Origin of the sequence: Teredinibacter turnerae T7901 (assembly GCF_000023025.1) — a bacterium.
Taxonomy (GTDB): Bacteria; Pseudomonadota; Gammaproteobacteria; order Pseudomonadales; family Cellvibrionaceae; genus Teredinibacter; species Teredinibacter turnerae_B.
The window spans coordinates 184,239-199,681 of sequence record NC_012997.1 but is presented as its reverse complement, the minus strand read 5'-3'; the positions used below and the strand labels follow the sequence as shown (position 1 = coordinate 199,681).

The window sequence follows — 15,443 nt, the reverse complement described above, 5'->3', positions numbered from 1 at the left end:
CGAGTTTCTACCAAACACCACACAAGGATGTGATATGGCGATTTCTGACTGGCCCGCCAGCGAGCGGCCGCGTGAAAAACTTCTTGAGCGCGGCCCGGATGCACTTTCCGACGCTGAACTGCTCGCCATCTTTTTACGCACCGGCTGTAAAGGCCGTTCGGCGGTAGATCTCGCGCGCGAGCTATTGTCCACCTTCGGTGGTTTGCGTGCACTGCTCGCGGCTGATTGCAAGGCATTCTGCCAGGGCCTCGGCCTCGGGGAGGCTAAATATGTCCAACTCCAAGCTGTGCTGGAAATGTCGAAACGGCACCTGGGCGAAACTCTGCAGCGGCAAACACAGTTTGCCAACAGTCAATCCGTAAAGGACTTTCTCAACAGTCAATTGCGTCATCGCCGCAGCGAAGTGTTCGCAGCGCTGTTTCTCGATAGCCAGCACCGGCTGCTGAGCTTCGACATTTTGTTTAACGGCACTATCGATGGCGCTGCAGTTTACCCCCGCGAGGTCGTCAAAAAATGCCTTGCTCACAATGCCGCAGCCGTAATCTTTGCTCACAATCACCCCTCTGGTGTTGCCGAACCCAGTGAAGCGGACCGACAGATTACCGACCGTCTTTGCCGCGCACTGCAGCTATTGGACATACGCACACTCGATCATATTGTTGTTGGTGAAGGGGATGCGGTCTCGTTCGCGGATCGCGGTTGGCTCTAATTGCTGATTGCCCACACGCCATCACTTGCGCAAAATGCACCCTAAGCAGCTCGCGAGCGCGACCTGTCGACAAGGAATAACAATAATAACGCCAGAAAAACGCCAAAAAAGAGATAACAACATGCCTTTTAACCTGCTAAAACACGCTTTCATCCTACTTTTTATTGCGCTGTCCCTCTGCCTGAGCCAGCCCGGTAGCGCCGCCACCCACGCAGCGGCTAAACCTGGAGAGTGGTGGAATCTGCCCTACCCCGAACCATTCGACGCAACCAGCCTCAGCCGCCAGCAAAGCACCATTCGCGTTTCCGGTAATCGCCTAGTGGATAACAAGGGCGAAACAATCACCTTGCGCGGGGTCAATATCAGCGACCCGGATAAACTCGTTAAAAACGGACACTGGGAAAAAGCCCATTTTGCCGCCGTCAAAAGCTTTGGAGCAAATGTCATACGCGTGCCAGTCCACCCTATCGCCTGGCGCTCCCGTGGCGGTGAGCACTACCTCGAACTACTTGACCAGGCGGTGCATTGGGCAAATGAGCTGGACATGTATTTGATTATCGACTGGCACTCCATCGGCAACCTGCACACCGGCCTGTTTCAGCACCCGATGTACGACACCAACCTGCAGGAGACTCGCGTATTTTGGCGGACCATCGCTGCCCGCTATAAAGGCGTCCCAACGATTGCCGTGTACGAGCTCTTTAACGAGCCCACTAAAATGGGCGGGCAACTGGGAGAATTGAGCTGGACAACATGGAAAGCCATAAATGAAGACCTGATCGACATCATCTTCGCTCACGACCCTAGTGCCATTCCCCTGGTTGCCGGTTTTAACTGGGCTTACGATCTTCGCTCAGCGCGTGAAAACCCGATTGCACGCAAAGGCATCGCCTATGCCGCACACCCCTACCCGGAAAAAACCCGGGCACCAGTGGCGCAAAAGGCCGCAGACTGGGAGCAAACCTGGGGATTTATCGCTAAACGCGCCCCGCTGGTCGCCACCGAGCTCGGCTGGATGCGCGAGGGCGAACCAGGTGCACACGTGCCAGTCAGGGACGACGGCAGTTACGGACCTGCAATTGTGAAGTATTTGGAAAAAATCGGCGCCTCCTGGACCGTTTGGTGCTTCGACCCGGACTGGCCGCCGCAAATGATTGCCGACTGGCAGTACACCCCTACCGAACAAGGGAAGTTTTTCCGCAAGGAAATGCTGCGCATGAACAAATAATCTCCCAGAGGGCATTGGAGGCGCCCACCAACCACCCATTTTGAAATTTTCTAACAGTAAAACGTTGCTATTGAAAATGGTTTTTGGTATAAAACGCGCCTCTTTTCGGCCACCCTTGCTAATTGCGCAAATATTAGACGATCTGGCTGAGTTTAAACCCTATTTCTGACTGCTGGCATCGAGCCGTAGTCCTAAACCTACGAAAGAGAGGCAAGACAATGGCTAAGGTTTGTCAGGTTACTGGAAAACGCCCGGTAACAGGCCACAACGTATCCCACGCAAAAAACCACACCAAGCGTCGTTTTTTGCCGAATTTGCACACACACCGCTTTTGGGTTGAATCTGAAAAGCGTTTTGTAAAACTGCGCGTATCCAGCAAAGGCATGCGGATTATCGACAAGAACGGCATTGAAACTGTTCTGTCTGATATCCGCGCCCGCGGCGAAAAAATTTAAGCCCTGGATTTAAGGAGACTTACTCATGCGTGACAAGATTCGATTGAACTCAACTGCTGGCACTGGTCACTTCTACACCACTGACAAAAACAAGCGCACCATGCCTGGCAAAATGGAAATTAAAAAGTACGACCCGGTTGTGCGCAAGCACGTGGTCTACAAAGAAGGCAAAATCAAGTAATTTTGCCTGTGTTGCGAAAAGCCCGGCCAATGCCGGGTTTTTTTATGTCTGTAGATCGGCTATCGCGGCATCCAAACGCCGCAGCCACAGGCCAAGCCCCTGCTCGAATCGACGTGCATTATTGACGCGATTATCCTCTTCCCATTCCTGGCCCAACTCGCGATCGTCTTCAAACAGCGCCAGTAACTCGCCACTCACGCTATCGCGCACTCGCGCCTGCATATAAAGACGGCCTGCGCCCTCCGTGATATAGGTGCGGCCAACCGGCCGGTCTTGCAGTGCATCTTTGGGGGCATTGGGTTTATAGCGCGTGAGTGCAAACTCGATAGTCAGCACCCCGGTACCAGGGCTTGCAGCCTGCGTCAGATGCACGCTTTTGCCTGCAAAGAGCAGCGCCAATTGCTCGGCAAATTGCTCTTCCATACGTTGCCTGTCACGTCGATCAAAGCGCCATTTCTCCGAATTCGCCCGCAGTCGTGAGCGATCGATCTCCAGATTCGCGAGATCCAGATCCGCGAACACCGCGGCCGAGTAGCCCTGTAACGCGTCGCTGGATCGGATAAATACGGAGTCGAACTGACGCAAGTTCAGCACCTCATAAAACCCTTCTATGTCGCCCTCCGAAACCGGTATGGATGTCACCGTTGGCGACGAACTACAGCCACTTATTAACAGGGCGGCCAACAACCCGCTGATTATTTTTTTCATATAGTCCTCCGCTGCGCTCCGAGAGGTAAGCAGACTCGCAATTGCGTGGAGCGCCCTCACATGGTGTTCATTTGACACTACAATTGCAATCTTTACGCGACACTGCCCCGTAACCACAACCCGACCAACTGTTAACAGAACCTAAATCCATGCCCGAACTTCCGGAAGTTGAAACGACCCGCCGCGGTATAGCGCCACACATACTCCATCATCCCATTACCGCGGTGACCCTTCGGCATACGCAGCTTCGCTGGCCGATTGATAAGGCGCTTAGTCGCAACCTCCCCGGCCGCACACTGGTTCGCGCAGATCGCCGCGGAAAATACTTACTGCTCGCCGTCGACGACGGCCGCACACTGATCTGGCACCTCGGCATGTCCGGCAGCTTGCGCATTGTTGAACCCACGGAGCCACCGGGCAAGCATGACCACATTGATCTGCGTTTCGCCCACGGTAGAGTGCTTCGTTACCATGACCCGCGGCGCTTCGGCGCATTTTTGGCCACCGCAGACGATCCCGCGCAGCACGCGCTGATCTGCCACCTGGGACCAGAACCCTTAACTGACGATTTTAACGGTGAGTACCTTTACGAACGTTCGCGCAAACGTTCAACTGCGGTAAAAAGCTGGATTATGGACAGCCGGGTTGTGGTGGGCGTAGGTAATATCTACGCCAATGAATCGCTGTTTTTGGCGAAGATTCATCCGTTGCGCGCGGCGGGAAAACTAACGAGACCGGCATGCCATCGACTTGCGGACATCATCAAAGCTGTGCTCGCGCGCTCAATTACGCAAGGGGGTACAACCTTGCGTGACTTCGTCGGCGGTGACGGCAAGCCCGGATATTTTGCCCAGCAACTCAACGTGTACGGACGCGGTGGCGAGCCCTGCCCGGTCTGCGCCAAACCGCTGACAGAAAAGCCGTTAAGCCAGAGAACGACCGTGTACTGCACTCATTGCCAGAACTAGATCGGTACAGCTGCACACCGCAGGCATGCAGCCATAGTAACAAGCGAGTATTAGGGGGTACGCGCACCCGGCCCGGCAATCGCGTTAATACTGACAATGCGATCTTTGCGGGGCGGAATTATGCGTTTTACTGCAGAGGACACTTTAATAAATACCGGTGAGCTGAACTCACTGGCAGATTTATCGACCTGTTTGCCATCGGGTGATAGCCAACGTGCCTTGTAACCGTAAACACCGTTTTCAAGCACCAGCTCAGAAAGCGCCGAACAGGCTGGCCCCAACAGCAAGCGCTTAAATTCACCGCCGTCTTTGTTACGCAGAATCTCTAAACTCAACCCCTTGCGGCCCATGTCAGATGCGAACTGCTCATTTTCAATGCGCAGAACAAAGCTGCCATCAGACGAGTTAGCTGGTACAGAGAGCTCTACCGTATCTGCTACTGCCTGCCCCCCCATCACGAGAGCCCACAGCGCTCCTGCAGATAGTAATTTTTTGTTCATCGATTATTCACTCACTTTCCTGTTGAGTCTGCTAGTCTTACTAATAGTCGTTTTATTTTTAAAAAAGAAGTAAACGACAAAGTATTAAAAAGGTTAGCTTGAGACTCATGACTAGTTGCTGACGGTTAATCCTTAACAGTCGAATACGACTCCCATCCGGGCTGACAAACCCAACGGCCTTTTTTATCAGAATCGGCGGTAAAAATCGCTGCTATAAAGCACTTCTTACACAGCCCGGAAAATTACAAAAAACGGCACGCAGCAACGTGCGCCAAATCAACTTTGGTGCATTAACACCACTCGACAATTGGCCCCGCACGAAGCGTCAAGTGCATTCCAGCAGAACGCACTCCTTGTAGTCTTCACTTATTACTTTTATGACAGCAAGTTTAACGCCATAGATACCCATGCCTCCATGCTACCTTTGTACTACTTTGTAACAATTTTTAATCTGTTAACGATTGACGTTGAAATTCACACAATTCGCTTATGCCTTCTTTTGCCAAGGTAAACATTTGAATGAATTCATCCTCAGAAAATGGTGCTTGTTCTGCCGTCCCCTGAATTTCAATCAGGCCACCCTGCTCAGTCATTACCATGTTCATGTCCGTATCGGCGTTTGAATCCTCTGGATAATCGAGATCCAGTACGGCTTCGCCTTGATACATACCTACCGAAACAGATGCGACAAGATGGCGCAGCGGATCAGTCTGGATCATTTTCGAGCGCTGCATAAAACGCAGGGCATCCACCAGGGCAACGCAGGCGCCGGTAATCGATGCTGTGCGTGTGCCGCCATCCGCTTGTATAACATCGCAATCAATTGTAATGCTGTGCTCGCCCAGCAGAGTCAAATCCACAGCGGCGCGCAGGGAGCGACCGATAAGGCGCTGGATTTCCACCGTGCGGCCCCCTTGTTTACCGCGGGCCGCTTCCCGCCCCATGCGAGAACCGGTAGAGCGCGGCAACATTCCATATTCTGCGGTAACCCAGCCCTGCCCTTCTCCTTTCAGAAAGCGGGGAACACCTTCTTCTACCGTTGCGGTGCAAATTACTTTGGTGTCACCAAAACAGACAAGTACGGAACCTTCCGCGTGACGGGTGTAGTGACGAGTAATAGAAATATCCCGCAATTGATTCGCGGCGCGACCACTGGGCCTTAACATAAAACTTCTCCTGGCAAATGGGCGTGCCATTATGAGGGAGAAATGTCAGCCTGTGGTAACATTCGACCCCCGGCCGCAGTATCAGGTGCCTTTTTTCATAATTACAACAATTTGCCAGGACCCACTTTTATGCCACGCAGTATGACCGGCTTTGCCCGCCAGGAATCGCAACACCCCTGGGGCAGCTTAAGTTGCGAAATTCGCACTGTTAACCACCGATACCTGGAACCAACCCTGCGGTTATCGGAAACGCTCCGCGCGCTCGAACCAGAATTGCGCGACAGAATGCGCAAGCAACTTAGCCGCGGCAAAGTTGAAGTGAACCTGCAATTGAAAACTGACGCGGCAGCGGGTACCGACCTCGCGCTGAACCAGGCATTCGCACAGCACCTGATAAGCCTCGCGGAAACGGTGGGAACGCAACTTCAGCAAGGCAGTCCGATTAACCCGCTAGACATACTGCGTTGGCCCGGTGTGTTACAAACAGCTGAAATCGACCCGCAAGATGTGGCCGCAGCAGCTCAAAGCCTGTTCGAGGAAACGCTTGCAATGCTGGTCGCCAACCGAGAGCGGGAAGGCGCCGAGCTAAAAACCTTTATCGCACAGCGCATGCAAACCATAGCCAGTCACGTAGGTGTAGTACGCGACAAGCTGCCCGCTATTCAGCAGGCTCTGCGCGATAAAATGCGCAGCCGTATCGAAGCTCTGGCAGTGGACGTCGACGAAGAACGGTTCAACCAGGAAGTGGTGTATCTGTGTCAAAAGTCAGATGTCGCCGAAGAACTGGACCGGCTGGAAGCCCATATCCAGGAGACCCAGCACGCACTGGAACAAAACGGTCCAATTGGCCGGCGCCTGGATTTTCTGATGCAGGAGTTCAACCGCGAAGCCAATACGCTCTCCTCCAAATCCACCGCGAGCGACACCACTCAGATTGCCGTCGATTTAAAAGTCCTGATCGAACAAATGCGCGAGCAAGTCCAGAACATCGAATAAACCGTCCGCCCAAAGCAGCTATACTGGCACTAAACCACTCTGTATTATCGAGGAGTCACCTGTTTTTCATGCTCTCCACTGGCACACTCTATACTGTTTCCGCGCCCTCCGGTGCGGGTAAAACCAGCCTTGTTAAGGCTGTCGTCGATGCGGTTGACAACCTGCTGGTCTCCGTCTCGCACACCACTCGCGCCCAGCGCCCCGGTGAGGTTGACGGCATCAACTACCACTTTGTCGACCGTACCCAATTTGAACAGATGGTGGAAAACGGTGATTTTCTCGAGCACGCCCAGGTCTTTACCAACGCCTATGGCACCTCCAAAAACTGGGTGCTGGAAACGCTCGGCGCTGGTAAAGACGTCATTTTAGAGATTGACTGGCAGGGCGCGCATCAGGTGCGCCAGCTGATCCCCAGCGCGGTCAGCCTGTTTATTCTGCCCCCTTCCCGGGAAACCTTGCGACAGCGCCTTACCGGTCGCGGGCAGGACAACGATTCGGTTATCGATGCCCGCATGGCGGAAGCCGAGAGCGAAATGTCCCATTACGGCGAAGCGGACTACCTGATCGTTAATGATAATTTCAATGTTGCTTTGAACGAATTCCGTGCGATTATCATTGCGAATCGCTTAACACTTGAAAAACAACGGCTGAGACATCAAAGTCTCTTAAACAACCTATTGTCCTGATTGCCTGTTTTGCGTACACTTCCCGGCCTTTTCTTTGTGCCGGTATCGTTGTTCCCTCACCGGCAAGTCGGAAATCACAATTGGAATAGTTAAATGGCACGCATTACCGTAGAAGATTGTCTCGATCACGTGGATAACCGTTTTGAATTGGTTATTGTCGGCACCAAACGCGCACGTCAGCTGGCGGTGCAGGGTAAAACCCCGATGGTTCCGGAAGAAAACGACAAGCCAACCGTAATCGCCCTGCGTGAAATTGAAGAAGGTTTTATCGACGCGAGCATTCTCGACGAGAAAGACGAGCCACAAGATACCCTGATCATGGGCGACGCCGACCACAGCCTCGACCTGGGTATGCACAACTCACCTGAGGCCTAATTTGTATGGGGGATCGCCTTGCTCACCATTGATTCACTCAGCCACAGGCTATCCTCCTATCTAGAGCCCGCGCAGGTTAACTGCGTCAAACGCGCCTACTACTATGCGGAACAAGCCCACACTGGGCAGTTTCGACGCAGCGGCGAACCCTATATTACCCACCCCCTGGCTGTTGCAAACATTCTTGCGTCTATCCATATGGACCATCAAAGCCTGATGGCCGCCATGCTGCATGACGTGATAGAAGACACCGGTATCGGCAAGTCCGCCATTAGCCATCAGTTTGGTGATCAGGTGGCGGAAATCGTCGACGGGGTGAGTAAACTTGCCAAGATCGACTACGAATCTCAGGCCGAAAAGCAGGCCAAAAACTTCCAGAAAATGGCCATGGCCATGGCCCGCGACTTGCGCGTTATCGTCGTCAAGCTCTCCGACCGCCTGCACAATATGCGTACTCTTGGCGCATTACCGCCGGAAAAAAAACGTCGTATCGCCAAAGAAACCCTCGAAATTTACGCGCCTATTGCCCACCGGCTCGGCATGAACGACTGGCGTATTGAGTTTGAAGATCGCGGTTTCGCCGCCATGCATCCGCTGCGTGCGACACGGCTGCACGCCTCGCTGCAGCAGGTGCGCGGCAACCGCAAAGCCATTGTTGAGAAAATTCAGTCTTCGATCGAGATGCGCCTGCAGCGAGAAACTATCGAAGGCCTGGTGATCGGGCGCGAGAAACACCTGTACAGCATCTACAACAAGATGCGCGGCAAACATAAATCGTTTGAAGAGATAATGGATGTTTATGCATTCCGCATTATTGTGGAAAACATTGACACCTGCTACCGGGCGTTGGGTGCGATTCACAACCTATACAAACCCAAGCCCAACGAATTCAAAGACTATATCGCCATCCCCAAAGAAAATGGCTACCAATCGCTACACACCGTGGTGGTTGGCACTCAGGGTGTACCTATTGAGGTGCAGATTCGCACAAAAGAAATGGACGAACTGGCCAGCCGCGGTATTGCCGCCCACTGGCTATATAAATCCAACGGCGATGAAGAAAGTAAAAACGGCAGTTACGACCGCGCCAATCGCTGGATCAAGCGCTTGCTGGAAATTCAGCAGCACACCAACAGCTCAGTGGAATTCGTCGAAAATGTGAAGATCGACCTGTTCCGCGACGAAGTCTATGTATTTACCCCCAAGGGCGAGATTATCGAGTTGCCAGCAGGCGCTACTGCGGTGGATTTTGCCTATGCGGTGCACACCCAGGTGGGTAACAGCTGCGTCGCCTGTCGTGTCAACGATCGCCCTGCGCCACTGTCACAGGCGCTTGAAAGCGGGCAGAAAATCAAGATCATCACCTCCAGCGGCTCGCAGCCGAATCCCAATTGGCTCAACTTTGTTATCACCGCAAAGGCGCGAGCGGCGATTCGGCACTATCTGAAAAATCAGCGCCATACGGAGTCAGTGGAACTTGGTAAGCGTATGTTACAGCGTGCCCTGAGCAATCAGGAGCTGCAACTGGACAAACTCTCCGACGCGCAGATACAAAACGTCCTGGAAACCACCTCCCGGGAATCCATGGAAAAGCTGTTTGAGGACATTGGTCTCGGACAGATTACCGCAATGGCGATCACCAATATTCTGTCGCCAGGTTCCGAGAACGATACCAACCGCAACAGCCATGCGCCGATTTCCATTGAATCGCCGGACGGCCTGCTGATCAGTTTCGCGCGCTGTTGCCGCCCCATTCCCGGCGACCCTGTACTGGCGCATCTCAGCACCGGTAAGGGCGTAGTTGTCCACCGCGAAACCTGTAAGAACATTAACGACTTGCGCAACAAAAGAGGCAGCTTGTCGGAGATCAACTGGTCGCCCAAGGTGGAAGGCGAGTTCCGCTCAGAAATTCGCGTAGAAGTGAAATCTGAACGCGGCATTATCGCATCGCTGGCGACACGAATCGCCAATACCAAGACCAGTATCGAAGGTATTCAAGTGGATGAGCGGGATGCCGAACATAGCGTCATCACTCTGACAGTGGCAGTTACCAATCGCGTCCACCTGGCAAACGTCATGCGATCGATCCGCAATATGCGTTCGGTCGCCAGTGTTTCGCGTGCTAAAACATAAGGAAAACAACCCATGCCTAACAAAGCCATAATCCATTCCGACAAGGCACCTAAAGCCATTGGCACCTATTCCCAGGCCGTCAAAGTAAGCAATACCGTCTACTTGTCCGGTCAGATTCCTCTGATTCCAGAAACCATGGAAATGGTTGACGGTGATTTTCGCGCGCAAGCGGAGCAGGTATTCAAGAATTTGAGTGCGGTGTGCGAAGCGGCGGACGGCTCGTTGCAGAGCATCGTCAAGCTCAATATCTATCTCACAGACTTAAGTAACTTCCCGGTAGTCAACGAGGTGATGAGCCAGTTCTTCCAGCAACCCTACCCAGCTCGCGCAGCAATTGGGGTAAAGGAGCTGCCAAAAGGCGCCCAGGTAGAAGCAGACGGTATTGCTGTGATCTAACGAAAAACGCCCGCAATCGCGGGCGTTTTTTCTCTTCAAGGCGCAGTTAGTCAGTGCTGCGCATTGCTTACCTCCGGGGTCGGCACAGTTGCTACCGCCTGCTGAGGCAAACTTTTACGCAACACCCAATACCCTGCAATTGCCGATACAAACGACCCCACTAGAATACCGGTGCGCTCATCGAATACCAGCATCGAATCCGGCATGGGGAACGCCAGAGACCCGATAAACAGGCTCATGGTAAAGCCGATACCACATAGCAAAGACACCCCATAGAGCTGGCTGTAGCCCATCCCCTGAGGCAATTTCGCCGCGCCCACCTTGACCGCTACCCAGGAAAAGAAGAACACCCCCAGCTGCTTGCCGAAGAACAGCCCGACCGCGATACCCATTGGCACTGAGTGCAGAAACGCCTCAGAGCCGGAGCCCAGTAAACTGACCCCGGCGTTGGCAAACGCAAACACAGGCAGTACGAAGAACGCCACTGGCGAGTGCAATTCGTGCTCCAGGTAGCGCAGAGGCGACTTGATATAGACCTTGCCGAATTCTTTTGCCTTTTCTCGTACCGGTGCTTTGAGAGGAATAAAGAACGCCAGCAGTACCCCCGCCAGGGTTGCGTGTACGCTCGATTTCAGCAGTGCGACCCACATAATCAACCCGACCAGGCCATAAACCCGGATGCTGGTGACGCCGCGCCAATTCATCAAGCCCAATATCACCAGGCACACGGCAGCAAACCCAAGTGCAGTAAAGGAAATGTCGTTGGTATAAAACAGTGCAATTACAATTATCGCGCCCACATCATCGAAGATTGCGACAGATGTCAGGAAGATCTTCAGCGAAACCGGCACCCTCGACCCTAACAGGCTTAGAATACCCAGAGCGAACGCAATATCCGTTGCGGCAGGAATTGCCCACCCGTTGATGGCTAATGGATCGTGCCAGTTAATCGCCGCATATAAAGCAGAGGGGATCGCCATGCCCCCGAGCGCGGCCACCGCTGGCAAGGCAATATTGCGCGGGTTGGCAAGCTCACCTTCCAAAAACTCGCGTTTCAGTTCGAGCCCCACCAGGAGAAAGAATACGGTCATCAACCCATCGTTCACCCACAACAGCAACGCTTTTTGAATTTCGAATGTCCCTATAGCGACTGTGATTGGGGTACTTAGCAGCAGATCATAGATGTGGCTAAGCGGCGTGTTGGCCATAATCATTGCCAATATGGCAGCAATAATCAGCAAAATGCCACCTGCAGCCTCGTGGTGAAACCAGCCGGTGATACGTTCAGACAGTGTCATAAGTCTCCTTGTGGACTACACAGTGTTAATTCGCAGGCACCATCCGGCATGGGGTTCGCCTGCAGCGCGAAATCAAATCGGTCGATATCCAGACAACACTCAAAGTCGGCAGCTGGACTCCATGGCTGAGCGTCGTCAAAAAAGCGGGCGGCGTACGGGGACCCGCGCAACTGTTGATAAATATCCTGGTGTGCGATTGTCTCTCCGCGCAAGAGCGCGGCCAGATAATCAGCACACAGCCAGTCTTCGTCACTGGCCTCGTTCGCATTTAGTCCCATACGCACCAGTGTAACCTGCCTGGGCTCTAGTGCCTTAATTGCGCGCACTGTCGCAGCGGCATTAACCAAGGCGCCTGTGAACACTCGATCCGCGCGGATGGCATTCACCAGCCCCTGAGTACCCGCATGGGTGGTATGAACCACGGTTTTACCCTGCAAATTCACCTCGCTTATTTCTGAGGGCGAATTGCCAAAATCAAACCCTGGCAAACACTTTCCAAAGCGTTCCCCAAGCAACACTGTGTCCGGCAATGTATTGCGGTAGGCCAGCGCCTGATCGCTGTCACCTACGGCAAGAATGCGCGCAGCCCCCTGCTGAACACAGTAGCAGGCGGTGGTGAATGCGCGAAATACATCAATGACGACCGCAATCCCCGCCGCTTTTTTCGCACCTGCCACAAAATCGACAAACTCTATCTGCATGATAAAAACTCAGTCCTGATGGATAAAAAGAATAACTCAAAGCGCGACACTTTCCCGTCACCGGCCGCAATCAGATCCGATGAAAAATCCCTGCGCCAAATCGCCCAGTTTTGTGAGAATATTCGAATAAGATCGATTGATGTGGCGCCGCGTACACAATCTTGAATTCCGTACAAAAGAAGGATTGTCCAATTACACCCCTTAGTGTAGGGTTATTAAATTACAACAATTAATAGATTTGATCATGACTTTAACAGAACTGCGTTACATCGTTACCCTGGCACAAGAACAGCACTTTGGGCGCGCAGCGGATCGCTGTCATGTTTCTCAGCCAACTTTGAGTATTGCGGTAAAGAAACTTGAAGAAGAGTTGAATGTATCTATTTTTGAGCGCTCAAAAACCCGCGTATCACCTACGCCACTGGGTGACACCATTATTCAGCAAGCGCAAAAAGTGTTGGAAGAAGCGGCTGCGATTAAAGATATTGCGAGCTCAGGAAAAAACCAGCTCACCAGCCCGTTTCATATTGGCGCAATTTTCACCATTGGGCCCTATCTCTTTCCCCGATTGATCCCAGAACTGCAGCGGCAGGCGCCGCAGATGCCGCTTTACGTGGAGGAAAGCTACACGGCGACCCTGCGTCGACGGATTCGCCACGGAGATCTGGACGCCATCGTAATTGCGCTGCCCTTTACCGAGGCAGACGTCGTGACCCAACCGCTCTACGAAGAGCCGTTCGTGGTACTAATGGGCAAAAATCACCCATTGGCGGGCGCGAAAGAAATTCATCCGGATGAGCTGACCCAGTGTAACGTCTTGTTGTTGGGCGAAGGGCATTGCTTCCGCGACCAAGTGCTGGAAGCCTGTCCAAATTTGAAACCGTCGCTGGACGATCCGCGCGGCAACATTCGCACAGCTGCAGAAGGCAGCTCGCTGGAAACACTAAAATATATGGTGGCCTCGGGACTGGGCGTCACTATTTTGCCGCAGTCGGCCGCAATGATCGGCCACTACTCCGCCGACGATTTACTCATTAAGCCATTCGCCGACCCGGTACCCTATCGCACAGTCGCCCTTGCCTGGCGCGCCAGCTTCCCCCGATTGCAGGCGATTGATGTGATCCGGGAGTCCATCAAGCATTGCAAGGTCGGGGAAAGTTTTCTCAACAAACACTAAGTTCAGCGTTTTTCGCTAGCTAACCCGACTAGGGGTTAACAATGCGATACCCGAGCGAGGCCTTCTGGTCGAGCTCCACATCGGATTCTTTATGCAGACCATAGCGGTCGCGCTCCAAATCGTAGCGTGGTTGAGCCAGCGATATAACAAGCTTTTCCATGTCGCCATCGGCGACGTCGAACAGGTTGGCCGGCACGGTATATCCCAACGCATCCTTGTCCATATTCCGAGTGAACTCACGTTCGCACGGCGCATCCAGCGGGCAGGCGGACGCTTCCATGGTCCAGCGGAATTCGAATTCGGCGTCACGATCCAAGGTGCGCCAGTTGACAAAAAACGGCTCCGCTGTGTGGTCGTAACTCCAAACGTCGTTATCTGAGACGTACAACTTCAAAAAGGTCGGTACATTAAATGCGAGCGTGCGCTCTTTCGCGTGAAAGAACGAAACTTTCATTTCACAATTATCGTAGGCGGGCGGCACAACCAGTTCGTAGTATTTGGGGTCGCCATCATCGTAGACCAGGTTATCGCCGATGAAATATTGCGACCCGCAGTAATCAACCTGTAGCTGTTCATCATCATCGGCAACCACAAATATGCCGAAGTCCGATTCTTTCAATTCCACGCGCACCCAGAGTTCCTCAGATCCTATCGTAGAGATTTCATCTGCAGCGATATAGCGCGTCTTGTTTTCTTCCGACCGATAAACGAGATCCACGTGCATCACAAACTGATCGTTATCGTGCCGGTTCTCGATAAACGAGTCTGCGTCCCGCTCATTGCATCCTGCCAGGCCAATTACCGCCAGAACCACGCCGGCCAGTAGTCTTTTTTCCATGATTTTTTCCATTGGTTGAGATGATGTGGGTTTGCAACCGCCCCAAGCGCGTTTGAACTCGGAACACGGGTGCCGAGGGTGCGCACACGCTCGCGTCGTATAAGTCGACCTGTAATTAGTCGGTTGTTACGGCTTTGGTTGCTTAAAACGCATTGTAAGATGAGCGGCGTGTCATGTTTGTTGCGGTTTGTAAAGTTACATCAGAGCAGTGCACAATGTTTGTTAGTATCAAACTCCAAGCCCGAGGAAAAGACGCTATGGACGTTCGCGACGCGCTAACCAAACGGAAATCCGTGCGTGCTTTTACCAACGAATCAGTATCACGCGAGCAGGTGGAGCGTATCCTCTGCGCTGCCCGCCACGCACCGTCCGGCACCAACACCCAGCCGTGGCAGGTGGTTGCCGTCAGCGGCGAGGCAAAAGCAAAGCTTGATACGCAGTTGGAAGCGGCATTTGACGAGGCTATCGAAGAGAATATGGACTATATCTACTACCCGCTGGAATGGGTCGAGCCGTACAAATCCCGCCGTCGCGCATGCGGCCTGCAAATGTACACCACCCTCCAGATCACCCGCGAAGACAAAGCCCGACAACGCGCCCAATGGCGTTTAAATTACTCTGCATTCGGCGCTCCGGTCGCCCTGTATTTTTTTATTGATCCTGTCATGAAAACAGGCTCGTTTATGGATTACGGTATGTTTTTACAATCGATCATGCTGGCTGCCGTTGAAGAAGGTCTTGCCACCTGCGCTCAGGCGGCGCTAGGACAGTACCCGGACATCGTGAAATCGGCGCTCGAAATGCCAGCAGAAGCCACCTTACTTTGCGGTATGGCGCTGGGTTACGAAGACACCGACGCAGACGTAAACAGCTACCGCACCCCGCGTGAACCGGTCGAGGTTTTTACTCAATTTTTTGGCTTTTAATA

The 15,443-nt window shown here is 53.1% G+C and carries 18 protein-coding genes; 12 read left to right on the top strand and 6 right to left on the bottom strand.

The window, feature by feature from the left end:
* Window positions 1-34 precede the first annotated feature (34 nt).
* The 4 genes from radC to rpmG all read left to right on the top strand — a co-directional run bounded on the left by radC (window position 35) and on the right by rpmG (window position 2,573).
* Window positions 35-709, top strand: a complete 675-nt coding sequence (gene radC / locus TERTU_RS00815) for a RadC family protein (protein WP_015818378.1) — start codon at window positions 35-37, stop codon at window positions 707-709.
* A gap of 121 nt (window positions 710-830) precedes the next feature.
* Window positions 831-1,937: a glycoside hydrolase family 5 protein gene (locus TERTU_RS00810; RefSeq protein WP_015818240.1), complete on the top strand. Its 1,107-nt coding sequence runs from the start codon at window positions 831-833 to the stop codon at window positions 1,935-1,937.
* Window positions 1,938-2,155: 218 nt separating this feature from the next.
* Window positions 2,156-2,392, top strand: a complete 237-nt coding sequence (gene rpmB, locus TERTU_RS00805) for a 50S ribosomal protein L28 (protein WP_015818280.1) — start codon at window positions 2,156-2,158, stop codon at window positions 2,390-2,392.
* A 25-nt stretch (window positions 2,393-2,417) separates the two neighbouring features.
* Window positions 2,418-2,573, top strand: coding sequence for a 50S ribosomal protein L33 (rpmG, locus tag TERTU_RS00800; protein WP_015818155.1), 156 nt, complete (start codon window positions 2,418-2,420; stop codon window positions 2,571-2,573).
* A 42-nt stretch (window positions 2,574-2,615) separates the two neighbouring features.
* On the opposite strand, the gene TERTU_RS00795 is transcribed toward rpmG, so the two are convergent.
* Window positions 2,616-3,281 carry a DUF3313 family protein gene (locus tag TERTU_RS00795; protein WP_015820928.1) on the bottom strand — a complete coding sequence of 222 codons (666 nt, stop codon included), beginning with the start codon at window positions 3,279-3,281 and terminating at the stop codon, window positions 2,616-2,618.
* A gap of 149 nt (window positions 3,282-3,430) precedes the next feature.
* Here TERTU_RS00795 and mutM point away from each other — a divergent pair, with 149 nt between their 5' ends.
* Window positions 3,431-4,249, top strand: coding sequence for a bifunctional DNA-formamidopyrimidine glycosylase/DNA-(apurinic or apyrimidinic site) lyase (gene mutM, locus TERTU_RS00790; protein ID WP_015818550.1), 819 nt, complete (start codon window positions 3,431-3,433; stop codon window positions 4,247-4,249).
* Between the two features lie 50 nt (window positions 4,250-4,299).
* Here the strand turns inward: mutM and TERTU_RS00785 are convergent, their stop codons facing one another.
* Both TERTU_RS00785 and rph read right to left on the bottom strand, forming a co-directional pair.
* Window positions 4,300-4,749 (bottom strand): hypothetical protein, encoded by a 450-nt coding sequence (locus TERTU_RS00785; RefSeq protein ID WP_015820809.1) that lies wholly within the window; start codon window positions 4,747-4,749, stop codon window positions 4,300-4,302.
* A 446-nt stretch (window positions 4,750-5,195) separates the two neighbouring features.
* Window positions 5,196-5,915 carry a ribonuclease PH gene (gene rph / locus TERTU_RS00780; RefSeq protein WP_015820489.1) on the bottom strand — a complete coding sequence of 240 codons (720 nt, stop codon included), beginning with the start codon at window positions 5,913-5,915 and terminating at the stop codon, window positions 5,196-5,198.
* Window positions 5,916-5,957: 42 nt separating this feature from the next.
* Here rph and TERTU_RS00775 point away from each other — a divergent pair, with 42 nt between their 5' ends.
* The 5 genes from TERTU_RS00775 (at window position 5,958) to TERTU_RS00755 (ending at window position 10,501) form a co-directional block, all read left to right on the top strand.
* Window positions 5,958-6,911, top strand: coding sequence for a YicC/YloC family endoribonuclease (locus TERTU_RS00775; RefSeq protein ID WP_080516681.1), 954 nt, complete (start codon window positions 5,958-5,960; stop codon window positions 6,909-6,911).
* Between the two features lie 68 nt (window positions 6,912-6,979).
* Window positions 6,980-7,597, top strand: a complete 618-nt coding sequence (gmk, locus tag TERTU_RS00770) for a guanylate kinase (protein WP_015819588.1) — start codon at window positions 6,980-6,982, stop codon at window positions 7,595-7,597.
* A 93-nt stretch (window positions 7,598-7,690) separates the two neighbouring features.
* A complete protein-coding gene (gene rpoZ, locus TERTU_RS00765) occupies window positions 7,691-7,972 on the top strand; it encodes a DNA-directed RNA polymerase subunit omega (RefSeq protein ID WP_015818204.1) in 282 nt (93 codons plus the stop codon).
* An 18-nt stretch (window positions 7,973-7,990) separates the two neighbouring features.
* Window positions 7,991-10,105 carry a RelA/SpoT family protein gene (locus TERTU_RS00760; protein WP_015818664.1) on the top strand — a complete coding sequence of 705 codons (2,115 nt, stop codon included), beginning with the start codon at window positions 7,991-7,993 and terminating at the stop codon, window positions 10,103-10,105.
* A 12-nt stretch (window positions 10,106-10,117) separates the two neighbouring features.
* Complete coding sequence (locus TERTU_RS00755) at window positions 10,118-10,501, top strand: RidA family protein (protein WP_015817652.1); 384 nt, start codon at window positions 10,118-10,120, stop codon at window positions 10,499-10,501.
* Window positions 10,502-10,551: 50 nt separating this feature from the next.
* On the opposite strand, the gene nhaA is transcribed toward TERTU_RS00755, so the two are convergent.
* Both nhaA and TERTU_RS00745 read right to left on the bottom strand, forming a co-directional pair.
* Entirely contained in the window at window positions 10,552-11,799 is a 1,248-nt protein-coding gene (gene nhaA / locus TERTU_RS00750) for a Na+/H+ antiporter NhaA (protein WP_015820206.1), read from the bottom strand.
* Complete coding sequence (locus TERTU_RS00745; RefSeq protein ID WP_015820535.1) at window positions 11,796-12,500, bottom strand: 2-phosphosulfolactate phosphatase; 705 nt, start codon at window positions 12,498-12,500, stop codon at window positions 11,796-11,798. Before TERTU_RS00745 ends, nhaA begins: the two co-directional genes overlap by 4 nt.
* A gap of 244 nt (window positions 12,501-12,744) precedes the next feature.
* Here TERTU_RS00745 and TERTU_RS00740 point away from each other — a divergent pair, with 244 nt between their 5' ends.
* Window positions 12,745-13,677, top strand: coding sequence for a hydrogen peroxide-inducible genes activator (locus TERTU_RS00740; RefSeq protein WP_015819304.1), 933 nt, complete (start codon window positions 12,745-12,747; stop codon window positions 13,675-13,677).
* A 28-nt stretch (window positions 13,678-13,705) separates the two neighbouring features.
* Here TERTU_RS00740 and TERTU_RS00735 read toward each other — a convergent pair whose 3' ends face one another.
* The gene (locus TERTU_RS00735) at window positions 13,706-14,515 is read right to left on the bottom strand and encodes a hypothetical protein (protein WP_015819624.1); all 810 of its coding nucleotides are present in this window, start codon (window positions 14,513-14,515) and stop codon (window positions 13,706-13,708) included.
* Window positions 14,516-14,772: 257 nt separating this feature from the next.
* Between TERTU_RS00735 and TERTU_RS00730 the strand changes: the two genes are divergently transcribed.
* Entirely contained in the window at window positions 14,773-15,441 is a 669-nt protein-coding gene (locus TERTU_RS00730) for a nitroreductase (protein ID WP_015817869.1), read from the top strand.
* Window positions 15,442-15,443: the final 2 nt, after the last annotated feature.

Coding starts and splice junctions, on each gene's coding strand:
- TERTU_RS00740 (WP_015819304.1), top strand. CDS start 12,745: ATGACTTTAACAGAACTGCGTTACATCGTTACCCTGGCACAAGAACAG.
- TERTU_RS00755 (WP_015817652.1), top strand. CDS start 10,118: ATGCCTAACAAAGCCATAATCCATTCCGACAAGGCACCTAAAGCCATT.
- rph (WP_015820489.1), bottom strand. CDS start 5,915: ATGTTAAGGCCCAGTGGTCGCGCCGCGAATCAATTGCGGGATATTTCT.
- rpmB (WP_015818280.1), top strand. CDS start 2,156: ATGGCTAAGGTTTGTCAGGTTACTGGAAAACGCCCGGTAACAGGCCAC.
- rpoZ (WP_015818204.1), top strand. CDS start 7,691: ATGGCACGCATTACCGTAGAAGATTGTCTCGATCACGTGGATAACCGT.
- mutM (WP_015818550.1), top strand. CDS start 3,431: ATGCCCGAACTTCCGGAAGTTGAAACGACCCGCCGCGGTATAGCGCCA.
- TERTU_RS00730 (WP_015817869.1), top strand. CDS start 14,773: ATGGACGTTCGCGACGCGCTAACCAAACGGAAATCCGTGCGTGCTTTT.
- TERTU_RS00810 (WP_015818240.1), top strand. CDS start 831: ATGCCTTTTAACCTGCTAAAACACGCTTTCATCCTACTTTTTATTGCG.
- TERTU_RS00795 (WP_015820928.1), bottom strand. CDS start 3,281: ATGAAAAAAATAATCAGCGGGTTGTTGGCCGCCCTGTTAATAAGTGGC.
- nhaA (WP_015820206.1), bottom strand. CDS start 11,799: ATGACACTGTCTGAACGTATCACCGGCTGGTTTCACCACGAGGCTGCA.
- TERTU_RS00775 (WP_080516681.1), top strand. CDS start 5,958: ATGTCAGCCTGTGGTAACATTCGACCCCCGGCCGCAGTATCAGGTGCC.
- TERTU_RS00785 (WP_015820809.1), bottom strand. CDS start 4,749: ATGAACAAAAAATTACTATCTGCAGGAGCGCTGTGGGCTCTCGTGATG.
- gmk (WP_015819588.1), top strand. CDS start 6,980: ATGCTCTCCACTGGCACACTCTATACTGTTTCCGCGCCCTCCGGTGCG.
- TERTU_RS00735 (WP_015819624.1), bottom strand. CDS start 14,515: ATGGAAAAAAGACTACTGGCCGGCGTGGTTCTGGCGGTAATTGGCCTG.
- rpmG (WP_015818155.1), top strand. CDS start 2,418: ATGCGTGACAAGATTCGATTGAACTCAACTGCTGGCACTGGTCACTTC.
- radC (WP_015818378.1), top strand. CDS start 35: ATGGCGATTTCTGACTGGCCCGCCAGCGAGCGGCCGCGTGAAAAACTT.
- TERTU_RS00745 (WP_015820535.1), bottom strand. CDS start 12,500: ATGCAGATAGAGTTTGTCGATTTTGTGGCAGGTGCGAAAAAAGCGGCG.